Consider the following 18,536-nt stretch of genomic DNA (forward strand, 5'->3'; position numbering starts at 1 on the left):
GTCACTCGCCCGGCCGCCGCCTGCGCCGCAGGGCGAGCACATAGATTACCAGCGCAGTGAGGGCGAAGAAGAACCACTGTCCCGCATAGGCGAGATGGTTATTGGGAATGTCCGCAGGATCGGGGGGTGAGAGCGGTTCCAGCCCGGCTTGCGGCGGAGATGCGACGAGCCGGGCTTCCTGCCCTGCCGGCCCAACGATACCCTCGACGGGCCCACCACTCCACTCGACGACCTGTGGCCGTGCGCTCCAGCCGAAGGCAACCTCGGCTTCCCCGCCCCCTGCGAGCCTGCATCGCGCCATCTGCGCCACGCCGCTCTGTCCCGTGAGATTCCGTCCAGGGGTGGTTCGCTGCGAAAGAACTTCTTCGCAAACAAGGTTGCTGCGCCTGTAAAGTGTGCCTTCGATTTCTTGAGTACTTCGCGGAAATTCGACCGGACTCGCGAGATCCTGCGCCGAGGCAAAGCGGGCCAGCATCGCTTCTTTCTCGTCCATTCTTGCAAGCTGCCAGAAACCCAGAGCCACCATGGTCGCGATTGCCGCAGCCACGATAATCGTTGAAAGGAGCGGAATACGCATCACAGCTTTCGGCTCCCTGCCTCGCGCGCGTCATTGCCGTATTCACTGGCCAGCAGTCCCGCCTTGGTCACCCGTAGTAAGCCGATGACCAGTGCAAAAGTCAGCGGTATCCAGAGCAAAGCATGCACCCACCAGGGCGGTTCGACCGAGAGCTGGAACCAGATCGCCAGGCCCACGGTAATCGTCCCCACCACCAGCGTAACCAGTGCAACGGGTCCATCACCCACGTTGAAGCGCGAATAGTCGAGTTCGCAATTCGAGCATTTATCGGAGAACGCCAGCACGCCGTCGAACATGGTCTTCTCGCCGCAGCGCGGGCACAAACCGAAAAGGGCAGCCTGGCCAATGCCGGGCTGCCCCTTGTACGGTTCCGGCGAACCGGATGTCATCAGTGGGTCGCGGCGCCCCAGCCGCCCCATACATAGACGACAGCGAAGAGGAACAGCCATACCACGTCGACGAAGTGCCAGTACCAAGCAGCGGCTTCGAAGCCGAAGTGCTGGCGCGGTGTGAAGTGGCCCTTGTAGGTGCGGATGAGGCAGACGATCAGGAAGATCGTACCGATCAGCACGTGGAAGCCGTGGAAACCAGTCGCCATGTAGAAAGCGGAACTATAGGTGTTTCCGCCGAATTCGAAGGGTGCGACGGCGTATTCGTAAACCTGGATGGAGGTAAACAGCACTCCGAGAAGGATGGTGAGCCAGAGTCCCCTCTTGAGACCTTCACGATCGCCGTGAATCAGCGAGTGGTGCGCCCAGGTTACGGTCGTGCCCGAACAGAGCAGAATCAAGGTGTTAAGCAAGGGAAGGCTGAAAGGATCGATAACGTATTCGATCGCCGCTGGCGGGAATGTCCCCCCGATCACTTCGGAAATCTCGCTTGGAAACAATGCGAAATCGAACCAGCTCCAGAACCAGCCGACGAAGAACATCACTTCCGAAGCGATGAACAGGATCATACCGTAACGCATGTGCAGTTGGACGACAGGCGTATGGTCGCCGCGCTCGGCCTCCTTCACTATGTTGGAAAACCAGCTGAAGAAGGTCGCGATCAGGCCGGCAATGCCGAGGCCAAGCACGAGATGCGCGGACGGCAATTCGTGCATGTAAAGCACCATGCCGCTGGTGAAGGTCAGTGCAGACAGCGAACCGACAAAGGGCCAGATGTCGGGTTCGAGAATGTGATATTCGTGATTGACGTTACCAGCCATTGTATTCGTATCCTGGGTTTCGCTTTGCGTGAAGCCCTTAATGCGCGATCGCCCGCGGGTCTAGGGGCTAGGCGCGCTTAATCCTTCGCCTCGTGGAAAGTGTAGGAAAGGGTGATCTGCTCCACGCCTTCCATGTTCGGATCGTCCAGCGCCTTGGGATCGACGAAGTAGAGCACCGGCATGCGCACTTCCTGCCCTGGCTGGAGTGTCTGCTCGGTAAAGCAGAAGCACTGGACCTTGTTGAAATAGGCGCCGGCCTGTTCAGGCTCGACGTTGAAGGTCGCGGTCCCGGTAATCGGGCGGTCCGAATTGTTCTTGGCGAGGTAGATGGCCATGTCACGCTGCCCGATGGTGACCGTGTCCGTCACCTGCTCGGGCCTGAACGACCAGCCTAGGCCCGGCGCGACCGTTCCGTCGAACCGGATGGATATCTGCTGGCCGCCTGCGGCCTGCCCCAGCCGCTCGGCAATCGCCGCTTCGCTTTCAGTAGCGCGCTGGGTCGTGCCACCGAAGCCGGTTACCTGACAAAAGAGCTGGTAGAGCGGCACCGCCGCATATCCGAGGCCCAGCATCCCCGCAGCCGCCGTCAGCGCGAGCAGCGCAGTCCGGTTCTTGCGGGATTCGAGCGTCGCGGTAGTCATGTCTGCCTCACATTCTCACAATGGTGATAGCGTAGAACAGGATTGCCATAAACAGCAGGATGCCGCCGAGTACGAGGTTGCGGCTCTTCTGACGCCGGCGATATTCCTTCTCTTCTTCGGGGGTCATCCGAATACTCCATATTGAGCTGCGACACGATCGATCACCAGCGCACCAAACAAGGCGAACAGGTAGAAGACGCTGAAGGCGAACAGCCGCTTTTCGAGGCCCATCTTGTCACCTTCCTCCGCCGTGCGGAATGCCACGGGCAAGCTCATCAGCAGGAAGACCAGCGACAGCAGGATCGCGGTCACACCGTAAAATGCACCGGTCCCGCCGATCAGCCAGGGTGCGGCGGCGATGGGAACCAGCACGATGCAATAGGCGAGTATCTGGCGGCGGGTCGACTTCTCGCCCTTGACCACCGGCATCATCGGGATACCAACCTTGGCGTAATCGCTCTGCACGAACAGCGCGAGCGCCCAGAAATGCGGCGGGGTCCAGAAAAAGATGATAGCGAACAACAGAACCGGCATCAGCGTGATGTCGCCGGTTACCGCGATCCAGCCGATCATCGGGGGAAACGCACCTGCACCGCCACCGATTACGATATTCTGCGGCGTGCGCGGCTTCAGCCAGATTGTGTAGACGACCGCGTAATAGATAATGCTGAGCGCGAGGATGGCGGAAGCCAGCCAGTTGACCCCCAACCCCATGATTACGACCGATGCGGCAGAAATTAGGACGCCAAAGTCGCGCGCATCGGTACGATGCATCCGGCCTGCGGGCAGGGGACGCTTCGATGTGCGCTTCATCCCCGCATCGATATCCGCTTCCCACCATTGATTGAGCGCGGCCGCCCCGCCCGCACCCAGGGCGATACACAGGATGGCGGTAAACCCTATGATCGGATGGATGCTTCCCGGCGCAGCGAGCAGACCGCACAGGCCGGTGAAGATGACGAGGCTCATCACGCGCGGCTTGGTCAGCGCGAAAAAGTCGCGCCAGTCCGCAGGGAGCTGGGTAGTTGAGACGGCGTCGGTCATGGGATTCGCTTGTGGCAGCGCCTATAGGCGGTCAGACCCGCTTAATCCAGTCAATCAGCAAGCGATTGACTGCCTCGGGCCGTTCCTGCTGCGTCCAGTGGCCCACACTATCCAGAATATGCCCCTCTACCTTCGGAGCGAACATCTTCATCAGCGCTACGGGATCCGTCACAGCTCCGAAGAGATAGGTTGCGGGATCGCGCGTTCCACCAATGAACAGTGCAGGCTGCTCGATCCGCTTGCCTTTCCAAGCCTGTAGCCATTCATAGTCGCGCTCGTGGTTACGATAGCGGTTGAGCGGGCCGCGAAAACCCGACCGGCTGAATTCACCTTCGTAGAAGTCGAGGTCTTCCTTTGTAAGCCACGGTACGGGCTGCGGGTCCGGCAGTCCTTCGAGGAAGGTCGCACCTAGCGGCTTCGTCCAGTAATCGCCCGGCGGCACATCGCCGCTGATCGAATACATCATTCGCGCCACCCAGTCGCGCGGGTCTTTTTCCGCCTCGGCTTCGGCAATGCCCGGTTCCTGGAAATATTCCTGGTAGAAGAACATGTCCTTGCTGGTGAAGTGTTCGCGAAAGACTTCGGTGAAAGGCCGCTGGGGCACACCTGCGAAGGGGACTGAGAGGCCTGCCACAGCTTTGAAATGTTCCGGATGGGTCAATGCCGTGTTCCAGACGATCGGCGCACCCCAGTCATGACCGACGAGGATCGCCGGCTGGTCAGGCTGTAGAGCCATCTTGAGCCCCACGAGATCGCCGACGATACGCTCCATCGAGTATGCTTCGACCGGATGCGGTTTGTCCGAACCGCCATATCCGCGCACGTCGATTGCGCAGGCGGTGAAGCCTGCTTCCGCGAGCGGGGCCAGTTGGTGACGCCAGCTATACCAACTTTCGGGAAAGCCGTGGACGAGGATGACTAGCGGGCCCTCCCCCTCGATGGCACAGCGAAGGCTCAGTTCTCCGACGTCAATGTTCCGCAATTCGGCCATGATGTTCCTCAATCCGTACAAAAAGAAAACGGACGGCCCTTCATGGGGCCGGCCGCTCTCACTTGTCCAGTGGCGGTGACGCTCAGGCCTTGGCAGGCTTCGGGTCGCCGATATGGTCGTGATAATCGTGGTGTTCCTCGATCACCGGCAGTTCGCTGAACTGGTGGAACGGCGGCGGGCTCGACAGGCTCCACTCGAGCGTGGTCGCACCTTCGCCCCAGTAGTTGTCTTCCGCCTTCTTCCCGGCCACGAAAGCGTAAATGATGTTGATGAAGAAGAACACCATCGAGAACGCCATGATCATGTAGCCGATTGTGCTGATCTCGTTCCAGTACTGGTACGCGTCGGCATAGTCGGGATAGCGGCGCGGCATGCCCTGCCAGCCAAGGAAATGCTGCGGGAAGAAGATCACGTTCACGCCGATGAAGAACAGCCAGAAGTGAATGTGGCTGAGCAGTTCGGAGTGCATCTTTCCGCTCATCTTCGGGAACCAGTAGTAGAAGCCCGCGAACAGCGAGAACACCGCACCCATCGACAGGACGTAGTGGAAGTGCGCAACCACAAAGTAGGTGTCATGTACCACGTCGTCCACGCCGCCATTGGCGAGATAGACACCCGTCACGCCGCCCACGGTGAAGAGGAAGATGAAGCCCAGCGCCCAGACCATGGGTGACTTGAACTCGATCGATCCGCCCCACATGGTGGCGATCCAGCTGAAGATTTTCACACCGGTCGGTACCGCGATGACCATGGTGGCAGCCGTGAAGTACATCTTCGTGTTCACGTCGAGGCCCACGGTATACATGTGGTGCGCCCAGACGATGAAGCCGACCACGCCGATAGCGACCATGGCATAGGCCATGCCGAGATAGCCGAACACCGGCTTGCGGCTGAAGGTCGCCACGATCTGGCTGATCATGCCGAAGCCCGGCAGGATCATGATGTAGACTTCGGGGTGACCGAAGAACCAGAACAGGTGCTGGTACAGGATCGGGTCACCGCCGCCAGCGGGATCGAAGAAGGTCGTGCCGAAGTTACGATCGGTCAGCAGCATGGTAATGGCTGCGGCCAACACCGGAAGTGCAAGCAGCAGCAGGAAGGCAGTGACCAGTACCGACCATACGAACAGCGGCATCTTGTGCAGGGTCATACCCGGCGCGCGCATGTTGAAGATGGTGGTGATGAAGTTGGTCGCGCCCAGGATCGAACCTGCACCGGCAAGGTGCAAGGAGAAGATCGCGAAGTCGACTGCCGGACCGGCCGAACCGCTGGTAGAAAGCGGTGCGTAGACCGTCCAGCCGGTGCCCGCGCCCGGTCCCGTGCCGCCAGGCACGAAGAGCGAGAACATCAGCGAGGCAAAACCGGCGACGGTCAGCCAGAACGAAATGTTGTTCATGCGCGGGAAGGCCATGTCCGGCGCGCCGATCATAAGGGGCACGAACCAGTTGCCGAAGCCGCCGATCATCGCGGGCATGACCATGAAGAAGACCATGATCAGGCCGTGGGCGGTGATGAACACGTTCCACATATGCAGCGACGTGTCGAAATCGGCGGTGCCGCCCATGAATTCGGCCCAGAACTGCAGGTACTGGATACCCGGCTCTGCAAGCTCTGCCCGCATGATACCCGAGATCGCACCACCGACGATACCGGCGATGATCGCGAAGATCAGGTAAAGCGTACCGATGTCCTTGTGGTTGGTGGACATGAACCAGCGCGCGAAGAAGCCGGGTTTGTGGTCGGCATGATCGTGCGCGTGGTCGGTATGGGCCTGGAAGTTATCGGCGGTGGTAGCCATGATGCTAGTCTCTCGCGTAGGAAATCGTCGTCGGTCTTATCAGTTGGTCGCGTCTTCGACCGGCGGTGCACCTGCTCCCGGAGCAGACGGTTCGGAACTTTCCGGCTCTTGCGCGGGCACGGCGGCAGGATCGGCTTCCACGCCCTCCTCTTCCGCCCCGGCAATGGTGCCGCCCTGCGCCAGCACCCATGCATTATACTGGTCCATAGGCAGAGCCTCGACGGCGATCGGCATATAGCCGTGGCGCGCGCCGCATAGTTCGGAACACTGGCCGTAATAGACGCCCGGTTCGTCAACCTGGAAAATCTTCTCGTTCAGACGACCTGGAACGGCGTCCATCTTGAACCAGAGGCTGGGTACGGCGAAAGAGTGGATCACGTCGGCCGCAGTAACCTGCAAACGGATCGGAACGCCGACCGGCACGACCATGCGATTGTCAACTGCCAGCTGGTGCGGCTCTCCGCGCGCCAGAGCCTCTTCCTTGTCGAGCATGTTCGAGACGATTTCGAAATCGCCATTATCGGGATAGGCATATCCCCAGTACCACTGGTAACCGATCGCCTTGATCGTGATCGCATCCTTAGGCGGGGATTCGTACTGCTTGGCAATCAGCGTGATCGAAGGGATCGCGATAGCAAGCAGAATGAGCGCGGGGACAACGGTCCACACGACTTCGATCAGCGTATTGTGGCTCGTCTTAGAAGGAACCGGGTTAGCTTTCTTGCGGAAGCGGAAGATGGTGTAGAGCATCAACAACAGGACAAAGGCACAGATTGCCACCATCACCCAGATGAGGCCGAAGTGCAGGCCATAGGCAAAATGGCCCGTCTCGGAATATTGCGGCTGGATATCCCAGCCCGCATCTACCGGCATGCCCTTGCCTTCTGTCGGCGCCATCGGCGTGTAAGCGCCGCTGCCTTCCGAAACCGCCTCGGGATTCGCTACATCCGCCGCTTCGGCCGGATCTACGGATTCGAGTTGTTCGGTCGCGGCTTCTTCCGCGGCGTCCTGGGCCAGCGCGATATTTGCGCCGAATACCAGCATGAGCGCCATCGCAAGGCTGGCTACGATCCGGTGAAATCCGAGAGTTTTCATTACTTTGGCACTCTTCCGTGTCGTGTCGTATTTCGGGTATGCGTCGCCCGCGGATCCCACTTGCGCGCGGGAATCCGTCCCTCAAGCGAGGCCCGATTGCGTTGCGCCCTATAGGCAGGGTTTCCGCCAGCCTCAAGCGGGACGCGGATAAAAATGTGCAAGGCCCTTTGCCTCTTGCGCAATCGTGCACAAGTCGCTTTGGCTGCCCCCATCATGACCGAAGATGAAATCCTTTCCGAATTCCGCGCGAGCGAGGCACTGCTCGAAGGCCATTTCCTGCTCTCGAGCGGACGCCATAGCGGCCATTATCTGCAGTGCGCCCGGGTTCTCATGAACCCCGAGCGGGCCGGAAGGCTGGCCTTCGCGCTGACGCAGAAGATCCCCCGCGATATCCGCAGCCGGATCGACGTGGTAATCAGCCCTGCGATGGGCGGAATCATTATCGGCCAGGAAATGGGGCGCGCCCTGGGCAAGGATGCCATGTTCCTGGAACGGCCTGAGGGCGAATTCCACCTGCGCCGCGGTTTCCGTCTGGAAGCGGGCGCGAAAGTTCTGATGGTGGAAGATGTGGTGACTACCGGCCTCTCCAGCCGCGAGGCCATCGACGCAGTGAGCCGCGAGGGCGGCGAAGTCATTGCCGAAGTAGCCTTGGTCGATCGCAGCAATGGCGAGGCCGATCTCGGGGTACCCTTCTACCCGCTTATCGACATCAATTTCCCGACCTATGCCGATGACGAGGTGCCCGAGGCATTGGCCGCTATCGAAATCACCAAGCCCGGGAGCAGGAAAGCTTGATCCGCCCCCTCCGTCTCGGCGTAAATATCGATCACGTCGCCACCATCCGCAATGCGCGCGGCGGCGACCATCCCGATCCGGTGCGTGCAGCAGAAATCGTAGCACGCGTCGGTGGTGACGGCATTACAGCCCATCTGCGCGAAGACCGGCGGCATATCCGCGATGCTGATTTGAAGCGAATACAGGAAGCGACAGACCTTCCACTCAACCTCGAAATGGCGGCTACCGAGGAAATGCTCCAGATCGCGCTGCGCCATAGCCCCCATGCCGCCTGCATCGTTCCCGAAAAGCGCGAGGAGCGGACGACAGAAGGCGGGCTTGATGCTGCGGGCCAGCACAACACGCTCGCGCCGATCGTGGGGAAACTGCGCGACAATGGCATTCGCGTGTCCCTGTTTATCGAGGCGGACGAACGCCAGCTCGAAGCGGCACTGCGGCTGGGCGTGCAGGTAGTAGAATTCCACACGGGCGAATACGCCCACGCTCACCTCGATGGCGACAGCGAGAGGACGGCGCGCGAACTGAAGCGTATCGCCGATATGTCAGCGCTCGCCGCGAAGAACGGGATCGAACCGCACGCAGGCCACGGCCTTACTTACGAGAACGTCCAACCCATCGCCGCAATCCCGCAATTGGCAGAACTCAACATCGGGCATTATCTCGTCGGCGAAGCAGTGTTTGTAGGGCTGGAGCAGGCCGTGCGCCACATGCGCGAGCTGATGGACGAAGCACGGTGATGGGCAGCGGGTTTCCGATCCTCCCAGACACGGGGAGGTGGCAGACGATGCGGCAGCATCGGCTTGCGGAGGGGACTCGCGGAAAGGTCCTGTACTGGTGGCCAGTCCCCCCCACCACCGGACTTTCCCCGGCGATATCCCTCCCCGGAGCGGAGAGAATATCGTGATCATCGGCATGGGCAACGACCTGACAAACATGGACCGGATCGCCAATTCGCTCGAGCGGTGGGGCGAAAAATTCGAAGTGCGCTGTTTCACCGACATCGAGCGGGCCAAGGCAGCGAAGCGTCCCTTCACCCGCGTCGGCACCTTCGCCAAGCGCTGGGCAGCGAAAGAGGCCTTCGCCAAGGCGATTGGCACCGGTTTTGCGCGCGGCGTGTTCCACAAGGATATCGGAGTGGTGAACGCGCCCTCGGGCAAGCCGACGCTCGCGCTCACCGGCGGGGCGGCGGAAAGGCTTGCCGAAATGATGCCATCCGGCCATGAGGCGCGCATTCATCTTACCCTCACCGACGACCATCCATGGGCACAGGCCTTCGTGATTATCGAGGCCTTCCCCGCATGAGCGCTGACACTGCCGACGTGACCCAATCTACCGACAAAAAGACGCAGGAAGACGATAAGAAGGTCGACTGGATCGCGGAAATCCGCGGTCTGGCACTGATGCTGCTCGCGGTATTCGCCTTTCACAGCTTCATCGCCAAACCCTTCTACATCCCATCGGAATCGATGCTGCCCAACCTGCTGGTGGGTGACCGGCTGGTGGTGAGCAAATATCCCTATGGCTGGAATTGGTCCTCGATCAGTTTCCATCTCGCCCCACGCGGCGACTGGCGTGTGGCCGGATCGACGCCCGAGTATGGCGACATCGTCATTCCCGTACACCCGGAACGCGACGAGGATTACATCAAGCGCGTGGTCGGTCGCCCGGGAGACCGAATCGCAGTGCTCAACGGCCAGATCATCCTGAACGGCGAACCCGTTCCGCAGGAAGCAGAGCCGCCACTGGACCTGCCGATTGATGCGAATTCGGATTGCATGGGTTTCTACGACCCCTCCTTCCTCATCACCGATGAGGCGGGAAACCGGGTCTGCCGCGTGCCGGTCTATCGCGAAACGCTTCCCAACGGGGCGAATTACCTGATCATCGATCATGTAAACGGCGGGCTGGATAATTTCGCCGAGATGACCATCCCCGAGGGTCATGTCTTCGTGATGGGCGACAACCGCGATCATTCTTCCGACAGCCGCGAACTCAATTCGTCGCGAGGCTTGCTCGGTCCTGTGCCACTTGAAAATATCGGCGGCCGGGCGGAGTTCATCACCTTCTCGCTCGACGGAACGACCACGCTCAACCCGATCAGCTGGTTTACAAGCTTGCGCGAAGGACGTGCTTGGACCACGCTGCGCCCGGCAATCGATGCAGAGGCAAGTGCCGAATGACAGATACGACGTCGGATGGGGGTCGCACGAGCAGGAACGACCTCGCCTATCATGACGATCCAGGAGCTAGTCCGACTTATATCGGCAACCCCAAACTGCGCTTCGAAGCCGGTCGCGCGCTGGTCTGGGGCCTCGTCCTCGGGATTCTCTGGCTGACGGTACATATCTCGCAATCCCTGCTGGTCATCTTCGGTGCGATGGTGTTCGCCTGCATGATCGACGGCGGCGCTCGCCTGATTGCCAAGGTCCTGCCCATCGGCAGAGGCCTGAGGGTCGCCATCGTCCTGCTTTTCGTGACCGCCTTCTTCGTCTGGCTGGGCTATTTCGCCGGTTCGCAGATCTCTCAGCAGGCTGCCCAGTTTCCGGCCATCGTCAACGAGCAGCTGGCAAGGGTGTTTACCTATCTGCAGGAACAGGGCTTCGCCATCGGGCCAGACGACATCGAGCGTCTTGCGGGCAATTTGGCCAGCGGCGTAGGCACGGTCACCAAGGCGATTGGCGGCATATTCGGAGGCGTTACCACGCTGGCGCTGATCGTCATCATCGGCATCTATTTCGCCATCGACCCCCGGATTTACGAGCGGGGTGTCGCCTGGATGGTGCCCGCCGGGCAGCGCGGCGCTTTCTACGATACGCTGAGCCACCAAGCCTATACGCTGCGCCGCCTCATGGCGGGTCGTCTCGTCGGCATGACCTTCGAAGGTTTCTTCACTTGGATCATGCTAGCCTTCGGTGGCATGCTGATCGGCATCGAGCCGGTACCAATGGCGGCCTTGCTAGGTTTGCTGACCGGTCTTCTCGCCTTCATCCCGAATATCGGAGCGATCATTTCGGGCGTGCTGATGGTACTTGTGGGCTTTTCCGGCGGTGTCGACATGGGACTTTATACGATCTTCGTCTATTTCCTCGTCCAGAATTTCGATGGATACGTCCTTGTCCCGATGATTGCCAAGAAGACTGTCGATCTCGCGCCGGGGCTGGTGCTTTCAGCACAGCTCATCTTCGGCGTTCTGTTCGGCATCCTCGGTCTCGCCCTTGCCGATCCGCTTCTTGCGATGATCAAGGTCGCGCTCGAACGGCGCAGCTCGCGCCGCAAGGGCGATGTCGAACCCGCCCAAGCACCGGAGCCCGCCTGACATGGCCCGCAAGTTTCTATTCATTGTTGCTCTGATCATCGTGCTGGTGATCGGCGGGGCCATCGCCCTGTCGATATGGTCGCGCGAAGCAACGGAGATTGCTCTCGTCCCACGCGGTGAGTTCGTGGAGCAGGAATCGCTTGCCGCCAATGCCTATGAAGATCCCGAGATGTGGTATTCGCGCCCCGGTCTCGGCATTAACGATCCCTCACGCTACCAGCCCGCGGTCGCCCAGCCTGCAACGGACCCGGCAGACGAAGTTCCCTCGCCCGACAGCCCGGCGGCGGAGCGCAGTCTCGATGCGCCCGGCAGCCTCGATACCGGACCTTCAAGCCCGGGCGAAGCGGCAGATGCGGCCGAAGTGCCCGGTTTTGCAGTGTTCTTCGTGCCTCCCACGAGCTTCCTCAAGGCGGGTGGCACCGAATGGAATGCGACGCTCGACGACGCGACCACCAACAGCCGCGCGCGGACCTTCCTGCGCGGACTGGCCAGTCCGTTCAACCGCGCCGACGAGCTGTGGGCCCCGAAATACCGCCAGGCGGCAGCCGGCGCGTTCCTGACCGACCGGCCAGAAGCGCAGATGGCTATCGACGCGGCCTATGCCGACGTCGCGCAAGCGTTCGACTATTTTCTTGACAGCGTGAACGCAGACAAGCCCATCGTCCTTGCCGGCCACAGTCAAGGCTCGGTCCATATCCTGCGCCTTCTGATGGAAGCGGCAGAAAAGCGGGGAATTACGGACCGCATCATTGCAGTCTATGCCATCGGCTGGCCCATCTCGATCGAACATGACCTGCCCGCCCTTCCCCTTCCGGCCTGCGCTTCGCCGGACCAGTCGGGATGCATCCTGGCCTATTCGGCCTTTACCGATGATGGCGATGCCGATCTCATCAAGCGGCGCTATGAAGCCACCCCTGGATTCACCGGTCGTCCACGCGGTGACGGACCGATTCTCTGTGTCAATCCGCTGACCGGAAGCACCGGCGGTCAGGCTCCTGCCTCCGCCAATCTGGGCACGCTGAAACCGAGCGAGGATCTTCGTTCGGGCGAACTCATTGCCGGTGCCATCCCTGCCCGATGTGACGAACGCGGCCTGCTGCTGATCGGCGATCCGCCCGAACTGGGCCCCGGCGTTCTTCCTGGCGGAAACTATCACGTCTACGATATTCCGCTCTTCTGGAAGAACCTGCAGGAAGACGTGCTCCGGCGCGTGAATGCATGGACCGATCGGGAAGCGTGATCACCGATAGTGCGCTGGAATATGGCGATGCCCTTCCTGAAGGTGGGGCGCTGCTGGGACTCGACCTTGGCACAAAGACAATCGGGGTCGCCACCTGCGATGCGGGTTGGCGCTATGCCACCGCTGGCAAAACCATTCCTCGCAGCAAGTTCACGAAGGATTGCGGCAAGCTGCGCGAGATCGTTACCGAACGCTCCATAAAGGGTATCGTCATCGGTCTGCCGCGCAATATGGACGGCAGCGAGGGCCCCCGCGCGCAGGCAAGCCGTGCCTATGCGAGAAACTTATCCCAAGCGCTTGAACTTCCGATACTTCTATGGGACGAACGCTGGTCCACTTCGAGCGCCGAAGGCGCCATGATCGGCCTGGACATGAGCCGTGCGAAGCGGGCGGAGAAGATCGACAGCCATGCCGCTGCGGTCATCCTGCAAGGTGCGATAGACGCACTTGCAGGAGGAGGAATTTGATGGGGAAGGGTCGCACAATGATGGATTTCGACGAAAGGCTGGATGCGCTGTCCGGTCGCAGGCGCAGCGGAGTGGTCAATGCAATCGGAAGGCTGGTTGGAATTGCCCTTGTCGGACTGCTCTTTATCCTGACTATCGCGATCCTGCTTTAGCGCGAACTTGCGGCGTGATATCGGGCACCTTGGGCACCAACCCGAACCGGTCCCAATCCGGGCGAATTAAAAGGTTGGCTTCGGCGAGAGCTCGCGGCTATCCGCGCAATCGCACATGAGCCAGCAAGCTGCCTTCGATCCGAAAACGGCCACTCCGTTTCTTACCAGCAGGGGGCATCCCGGCTGGCTCGGCATGCGGTATTCCGACCATGGCGACGATTGGGTCGAACTCGAACTGCCATGGCGAGAGGATCTGCTGGGCGAGGAAGGCCAGCACGTCCTTGCTTCCGGCCCTATCCTCAGCCTGATGGACATGGCCAGCGGTCTTGCAATCTGGAAGGCGATGGACAAGTTCGAAGCCATCGCCACGCTCGATCTTCGCGTCGACTATGTTCGCCCAGCCCGCGAAGGTGCGGCGGTATTCGGCCGATCGCAATGCTACAGGATAACGCGAAGTGCTGCCTTCGTCCGGGGACTCGCGCATGATGGCGATGCGGATGATCCGGTTGCCCACATCCAAGCGGTTTTCATGAAGATCGGCGGCGATCCGAAGCGGGAGCTTCCGGGTGGCTGACAACCCCGATATCGAGGCGCTGACGCCTTATGCGCGTTCTCTCGGCATCAAGCTTGCCGATTGGGAAGAGGGCGTGCCGATCATGTGTGTAGATTTCATCGAAGCGGTCGAAGGACGGCCAGAACATTTTCATGGCGGGGCCACCGGCGGCCTGCTCGAAACGGCGGGCTATGCCGCCTTGCGCGCCGAACTGGCACGCATCGAACGCGAAGCCGTGCTGAAGCCGATCAACATCACCGTTCAATATCTCGCCGCAGGCAAATCGCAGACCAGCTTTGCCAAAGGCCGGATTACCAAGCTTGGGCGCCGCAGTGCGAATCTGACGGTAGAGGCGTGGCAGGAAGACCGTTCGCGCCCAATCGCTACGGCAGTCATGAACGTATTGATGGCCAAGACCGAGGGCTAGTTGCCCTCGATCCGCCCTTCGGTCTCGAGCTGGTCGCGGACTTCCTCGTAGCGTTCTTCTTCTTCCCTGCGTCTTTCCTCGGCCCTTCGGCGCGCGGCTTCGATCGTCTGTTCATCCACTCCGATGCCCCGATCGTCGAGCCGGATGTCGATCGGTATGCCGTCGACTTCGGTACTGAAGACGGCCTCACCGTCGCGGATACGGATGCGGGAATTGCCATCGCCAAGAGGAATATCTTCGAGATTCGGCACGTCGAGTGGTTCGACAGGACCTTCTGGATCGGGGCTGGTTGTCGGGGTGGGGCGCGATGGAGCCGTAGAAGCACCCAGAGCCTTGCTCATGAAATCGCGCCATATGCGGGCTGGTAACCCCCCTCCCGATACGCCCCTCAAAGGCGAATTGTCATCATTACCGATCCAAACGCCGACCACCAGATCGCCCGCATAGCCAACGAACACCGCGTCGCGATTGTCCTGCGTGGTACCGGTCTTGCCGAAAGCGGGCATAGACAGGCGCGCCGCAGTCCCGGTCCCGCTGTCAATCGCGGCACGCAACAGGCGGTCCATCTTTTCGCTGGTCGAGCCGGAGAATCTGGACGGCCCATCGATCATGTTCTCGAACCATCCCCGCTCGGGCGTCGGGAAAGCGCGTGGCTCGACCGGATAGGCATTGCCTGCCACGGCGGCATAGGCGGCCGTGAGTTCGAGCAGGCTCATGGTAGAAGTGCCCAGAGCCATGCTTGGATCGCCGCTCGCCAATGGAGAGGTCACGCCAAGGTCGCGCGCTGTCTCGATCACCTTTTCACTACCGACCTCGCCGAAGAGGCGAACTGCTGCGACATTGCTCGACTGAGCGAAGGCCTGTTCAAGGGTCAGGCTGTCCGAATAGCGTCCGCCGGAATTCTCGGGCCGGTAACCGCCCTGCTCGATCCTGGTATTCGCGATCCGGTCGTCCGGGCTCCACCCATCGCGCATCGCCGCGAGGTAAACGAACAGCTTGAAGGTGGATCCGGGCTGGCGTTTTGCCTGCGTCGCCCTGTTGAAAGGCGATTTCTCGTAATCCTTGCCCCCGATCATGGCGACTACCTCGCCATTGGGCCGCATCGCCACCAGCGCCACCTGTGCTTCACCCAGCGGCGCATTCGACGTCACGCGGCGGGCGATATTCTGCAGCCGCGCATCGAGCGTAGTGGTCAGCGTCTGGCGCGAATACCCCGTTTCGGACATTTGCCGCGCTTCAGGCAGTGCCCAGTCGGCAAAATAGGTCCCCGTCGGAAGGTCGCTCTTGAGCCTTACGTCGAGCGCGGGCGATCGCATGTTGCGCGCTTCCGCCTCGGTGATGAATCCCGCCGCGACCATCGATTGCACGACCAGTTCCATGCGCTTCTCCGCCCGCTCGTAATGCCGGGTCGGCGCATAGGCGCTCGGGGCCTGCAACAGCCCGGCCAGCATGGCCGCCTGGTTTGGGAGCAGGTTTTCCGGCTTGCGATAGAAATAATGGAGGCTCGCTGCGCGCAGGCCGTAAACGTTGTCGCCGAAATAGGCGTTCGACAGATAGCGTTCGAGGATTTCGTCCTTGGTCAGCCAGGCTTCCAGCCAGAAGGCGATCAGCGCCTCGCGCGCCTTGCGTGTCAACGTGCGTTCGGGCGTCAGGAAGGTGAACTTGGCGAGTTGCTGGGTGATGGTGGAGCCGCCACCCGTCCCGGTGAAGGCCGCGCGGGCGATGCCGCGCGGGTCGACGCCCCAATGATCGTAGAACCGCCGGTCCTCGATTGCGAGAAAAGCCTCGACCACATGCGGCGGCAGCGCATCGATATCGACCGGCTCGTCCACCACCGCGCCATTGCGCGCGATCGGCGTACCGTCGGACGCGAGCAAGGTGATCTGCGGCGGCGCGATGGGTTCGAGCGACTTGTTCAGCGGCGCGGTAATCGCCAGCCAGGCCACCAGTACCATGAACAGCGCAAGCATTGCCGCCAGACCGCGAACGATCCACCAGCGCTTGCGGCGCCCGAACCAGTGTTCGCGCTGCCACCATTTCTGTCGCTTCCGCTCTTCGGCGAGCACGGCATGGTCAACTGCATCGAGTCGATCATCCCACGCATCGTCGTCCCAGTCGTCGCTGAGCGAGTAATAGCCGCGATGGCCGGACATTTCCGGTTCGGGCTTCCTGCGTCGGAACATGGAGTCGATCACGCCCATCGGTTTACTGTGCTACACAAATAACACAGCCATGCATAGGCCCCGCAACCTTAACTCTTGCCAACCACGCTCTCGGGCAGGTCTTCGCTGAATACGCGCTGGTAATATTCGGCCACCAGCATGCGCTCTTCCTCGTCGCATTTGTTGAGAAACGACAGGCGGAAGGCGAAGCCGACATCCTTGAAGATGGCATAGTTCTGCGCCCAGGTGATTACCGTTCGCGGGCTCATCACGGTGGAGATATCGCCATTGATGAAGCCCTGCCGCGAAAGGTCGGCCACCTTGATCATGTCGGCGAGGATCTTGGGATCGATATCCGGATTCTTCGCCTCGACGATCTTCTGCTCGGTCTCGGCGGGCAGGTAATTCAGCGCGGTGACGATGTTCCAGCGGTCCATCTGGCCCTGGTTGATCGCCTGCGTGCCGTGATAAAGCCCGCTCGTATCGCCGAGCCCGACGGTGTTGGCCGTCGCGAAGAGGCGGAAGTTCGGATCTGGGCGGATCACGCGGTTCTGGTCCAGCAGGGTCAGCTTGCCCTGCTGTTCGAGCACGCGCTGGATCACGAACATCACGTCCGGGCGGCCCGCGTCATATTCGTCGAACACCAGCGCAACCGGATGCTGCAGCGCCCAGGGCAGCAGGCCTTCGCGGAACTCGGTCACCTGCAATCCGTCCCTGAGGACGATCGCATCGCGCCCGACCAGGTCGATACGGCTAATATGCGCATCGAGGTTGATGCGGATGCACGGCCAGTTGAGACGCGCGGCGACCTGTTCGATATGGGTCGACTTGCCGGTACCGTGATAGCCCTGCACCATCACGCGGCGATCGTGCGCGAAGCCGGCGAGGATGGCGAGCGTGGTATCCGCATCGAAGACATAGGCTTCGTCGAGATCGGGCGTGCGCTCGTCCGGCTTCGAAAAGGCCGGGACCTTCCAGTCGATATCGATGCCGAAAGTCTCGCGCACGTCCACCTCGGTGTCGGGCGCGGGAAGCACGGTCTTGGCGGAAGGTTCGAAGCTCTTGTCGGTCATGTCATTCATCGCCCCGGCGACGTAGGGATTTATCTCCGGCGCGCCAAGCCTATATTGGCTGGCGATGCCGCAAACTCCCCTTTCCGAAAAGCTGCGCCTGAGGCTGGTCGAAAAGGTCCGCGGCGTGTTCAACGATGTCGAAGGCGGCGAGCAGCCCGTCCCTCCATCGGAGGAAGCTCTGTTCGAAAAGGACACGCCGATCCGCATGGTCCACGCGGATATCGTGGCGATGATGGTCGGCGGCATTCGCGGGCTGCTGCTCCAGATGCTCCACCCTCACGCGCTGCAGGGCGTGCTCGATCATTCCAATTTCCGCAGCGACATGCATGGCCGGCTGCGGCGAACGGCGCGTTTCATCGCCGTGACGAGCTTCGGGCACCGCGATGACGCCAGGGCGGCAATCGAGCGGGTCAACCGCATCCATGCCGCTGTCGGGGGCACGCTCCCGGACGGGAACCCCTACTCCGCCACCGATCCGCGCGTGCTCGCATGGGTCCATGTGGCCGAGGCAACCAGCTTCCTCGCTGCCTATATGCGCCATGTCCGTCCCGATATGCCTGGCGGAGAACAAGACGAATACTATCGCCAGTTTGCAGTTATCGCCCGTGCACTGGGGGCTGATCCGGTGCCGACAGACCGGCGCGAGGCGGAGGCGATCTTCCGCGAGCTGCGCGCCGACCTGAGGACTAGCCCCGAAGCGCGCGAGATCGCCGATCTCGTCCTCAGTCAGAGACCGCAGGGCGCCCCGCCCGCCGTTCAAGCCATGCTCGGCGCAGAAGCAGTCGCCCTGCTCCCGCCTTTCGCCCGCTCGATGCTCGGCCTCGAGCGCCCGGGCCTCACCGCCCTCCCCGCCCGCGCTGCGACATGGGGCATGGGCAAGACCCTGCGCTGGGCATTTCGGCAGGGGTGAGAGGCGCGTTCGGCCGTGGCCGAAGTTGGAATGCCCTTCGTCGTTTTCGAGACATGGACCACGTGGACCACAGTCCAGGGGAAGA

The 18,536-nt window shown here is 61.2% G+C and carries 21 protein-coding genes; 11 read left to right on the top strand and 10 right to left on the bottom strand.

What is annotated here, in order from left to right; genetic code table 11:
- Position 1 precedes the first annotated feature (1 nt).
- The 8 genes from AC13CE_RS02240 to coxB all read right to left on the bottom strand — a co-directional run bounded on the left by AC13CE_RS02240 (position 2) and on the right by coxB (position 7,356).
- Entirely contained in the window at positions 2-577 is a 576-nt protein-coding gene (locus AC13CE_RS02240) for an SURF1 family cytochrome oxidase biogenesis protein (protein ID WP_473820890.1), read from the bottom strand.
- Positions 577-966: a DUF983 domain-containing protein gene (locus AC13CE_RS02245; protein WP_482971339.1), complete on the bottom strand. Its 390-nt coding sequence runs from the start codon at positions 964-966 to the stop codon at positions 577-579. The genes AC13CE_RS02240 and AC13CE_RS02245 overlap by 1 nt, the downstream gene beginning before the upstream one ends.
- Positions 966-1,787, bottom strand: coding sequence for a cytochrome c oxidase subunit 3 (locus tag AC13CE_RS02250; protein WP_473820892.1), 822 nt, complete (start codon positions 1,785-1,787; stop codon positions 966-968). The genes AC13CE_RS02245 and AC13CE_RS02250 overlap by 1 nt, the downstream gene beginning before the upstream one ends.
- Before the next feature lie 77 nt (positions 1,788-1,864).
- Positions 1,865-2,428: a cytochrome c oxidase assembly protein gene (locus AC13CE_RS02255; RefSeq protein WP_221539823.1), complete on the bottom strand. Its 564-nt coding sequence runs from the start codon at positions 2,426-2,428 to the stop codon at positions 1,865-1,867.
- A 123-nt stretch (positions 2,429-2,551) separates the two neighbouring features.
- Positions 2,552-3,472: a heme o synthase gene (locus AC13CE_RS02260; RefSeq protein WP_482971340.1), complete on the bottom strand. Its 921-nt coding sequence runs from the start codon at positions 3,470-3,472 to the stop codon at positions 2,552-2,554.
- A gap of 31 nt (positions 3,473-3,503) precedes the next feature.
- A complete protein-coding gene (locus AC13CE_RS02265) occupies positions 3,504-4,463 on the bottom strand; it encodes an alpha/beta fold hydrolase (RefSeq protein ID WP_482971341.1) in 960 nt (319 codons plus the stop codon).
- Positions 4,464-4,545: 82 nt separating this feature from the next.
- Entirely contained in the window at positions 4,546-6,261 is a 1,716-nt protein-coding gene (ctaD, locus tag AC13CE_RS02270; RefSeq protein ID WP_482971342.1) for a cytochrome c oxidase subunit I, read from the bottom strand.
- 39 nt (positions 6,262-6,300) lie between these two features.
- On the bottom strand, positions 6,301-7,356 hold the full coding sequence (gene coxB, locus AC13CE_RS02275) for a cytochrome c oxidase subunit II (protein WP_473822597.1): 1,056 nt from the start codon (positions 7,354-7,356) through the stop codon (positions 6,301-6,303).
- A 213-nt stretch (positions 7,357-7,569) separates the two neighbouring features.
- On the opposite strand from coxB, the gene pyrE reads away from it, so the two are divergent.
- The 10 genes from pyrE (at position 7,570) to AC13CE_RS02325 (ending at position 14,306) form a co-directional block, all read left to right on the top strand.
- Positions 7,570-8,151 (top strand): orotate phosphoribosyltransferase, encoded by a 582-nt coding sequence (gene pyrE / locus AC13CE_RS02280; protein WP_221539831.1) that lies wholly within the window; start codon positions 7,570-7,572, stop codon positions 8,149-8,151.
- Positions 8,148-8,888, top strand: a complete 741-nt coding sequence (locus tag AC13CE_RS02285) for a pyridoxine 5'-phosphate synthase (protein WP_482971343.1) — start codon at positions 8,148-8,150, stop codon at positions 8,886-8,888. Before pyrE ends, AC13CE_RS02285 begins: the two co-directional genes overlap by 4 nt.
- A 163-nt stretch (positions 8,889-9,051) precedes the next feature.
- Positions 9,052-9,453, top strand: a complete 402-nt coding sequence (gene acpS / locus AC13CE_RS02290) for a holo-ACP synthase (protein WP_473821346.1) — start codon at positions 9,052-9,054, stop codon at positions 9,451-9,453.
- Positions 9,450-10,331, top strand: a complete 882-nt coding sequence (gene lepB / locus AC13CE_RS02295; protein ID WP_473821345.1) for a signal peptidase I — start codon at positions 9,450-9,452, stop codon at positions 10,329-10,331. The genes acpS and lepB overlap by 4 nt, the downstream gene beginning before the upstream one ends.
- Positions 10,328-11,467: an AI-2E family transporter gene (locus AC13CE_RS02300; protein ID WP_482971344.1), complete on the top strand. Its 1,140-nt coding sequence runs from the start codon at positions 10,328-10,330 to the stop codon at positions 11,465-11,467. The genes lepB and AC13CE_RS02300 overlap by 4 nt, the downstream gene beginning before the upstream one ends.
- A gap of 1 nt (position 11,468) precedes the next feature.
- A complete protein-coding gene (locus AC13CE_RS02305) occupies positions 11,469-12,707 on the top strand; it encodes a DUF3089 domain-containing protein (RefSeq protein ID WP_473821343.1) in 1,239 nt (412 codons plus the stop codon).
- Positions 12,686-13,174 (top strand): Holliday junction resolvase RuvX, encoded by a 489-nt coding sequence (gene ruvX, locus AC13CE_RS02310; RefSeq protein ID WP_482971345.1) that lies wholly within the window; start codon positions 12,686-12,688, stop codon positions 13,172-13,174. The genes AC13CE_RS02305 and ruvX overlap by 22 nt, the downstream gene beginning before the upstream one ends.
- Positions 13,174-13,326: a hypothetical protein gene (locus tag AC13CE_RS02315; protein ID WP_221539843.1), complete on the top strand. Its 153-nt coding sequence runs from the start codon at positions 13,174-13,176 to the stop codon at positions 13,324-13,326. The genes ruvX and AC13CE_RS02315 overlap by 1 nt, the downstream gene beginning before the upstream one ends.
- Positions 13,327-13,441: 115 nt before the next feature.
- Complete coding sequence (locus AC13CE_RS02320) at positions 13,442-13,900, top strand: PaaI family thioesterase (RefSeq protein ID WP_473821341.1); 459 nt, start codon at positions 13,442-13,444, stop codon at positions 13,898-13,900.
- Positions 13,893-14,306 carry a PaaI family thioesterase gene (locus AC13CE_RS02325; protein WP_473821340.1) on the top strand — a complete coding sequence of 138 codons (414 nt, stop codon included), beginning with the start codon at positions 13,893-13,895 and terminating at the stop codon, positions 14,304-14,306. The genes AC13CE_RS02320 and AC13CE_RS02325 overlap by 8 nt, the downstream gene beginning before the upstream one ends.
- On the opposite strand, the gene AC13CE_RS02330 is transcribed toward AC13CE_RS02325, so the two are convergent.
- The gene (locus tag AC13CE_RS02330; RefSeq protein WP_482971346.1) at positions 14,303-16,489 is read right to left on the bottom strand and encodes a transglycosylase domain-containing protein; all 2,187 of its coding nucleotides are present in this window, start codon (positions 16,487-16,489) and stop codon (positions 14,303-14,305) included. The genes AC13CE_RS02325 and AC13CE_RS02330 overlap by 4 nt on opposite strands.
- Positions 16,490-16,557: 68 nt before the next feature.
- Complete coding sequence (locus AC13CE_RS02335) at positions 16,558-17,550, bottom strand: AAA family ATPase (protein WP_482971347.1); 993 nt, start codon at positions 17,548-17,550, stop codon at positions 16,558-16,560.
- 55 nt (positions 17,551-17,605) lie between these two features.
- On the opposite strand from AC13CE_RS02335, the gene AC13CE_RS02340 reads away from it, so the two are divergent.
- Positions 17,606-18,451 (top strand): oxygenase MpaB family protein, encoded by an 846-nt coding sequence (locus AC13CE_RS02340; protein WP_482971348.1) that lies wholly within the window; start codon positions 17,606-17,608, stop codon positions 18,449-18,451.
- Positions 18,452-18,536 lie beyond the last annotated feature (85 nt).

Source organism: Qipengyuania sp. B-5 (assembly GCF_056857815.1).